This window comes from Curtobacterium sp. MCBA15_008, from assembly GCF_001865065.1.
In the GTDB taxonomy this organism is placed as follows: Bacteria; Actinomycetota; Actinomycetes; order Actinomycetales; family Microbacteriaceae; genus Curtobacterium.
The window spans coordinates 1-280 of record NZ_MJGN01000065.1 but is presented as its reverse complement, the minus strand read 5'-3'; the positions used below and the strand labels follow the sequence as shown (position 1 = coordinate 280).

1 protein-coding gene is annotated in these 280 nt (G+C 58.2%); it reads left to right on the top strand.

The annotated features are described in order from the left end of the window. Positions 1–280: SDR family oxidoreductase (locus tag BIU96_RS17685; protein WP_139200129.1), on the top strand; the 280-nt coding region annotated here is incomplete at both ends.

Genomic DNA, 280 nt, shown 5'->3' with positions numbered 1-280 from the left:
GTGGTGATGATGGATATGTCCGAGGCTGGCCTGCTGGATACCGAGGGCCTGATGCCCGAGGGAGTCGAAACCCTGCGTCGCGTTGGTGATGTGTCTGATGAGGGACAGGTCAGCGCACTGGTGGAAGAAACCATCTCTACCTTTGGGCGGATCGACCTTCTGTGCAACGTTGCCGGCATCGCCAGCACCAGCGGTGGTCACCCCGATATTACCGGTAACGACCGGGGCGAATGGGAACAGGTGCTGGCGGTGAATCTGATTGGCACCATGCTGTTTATAA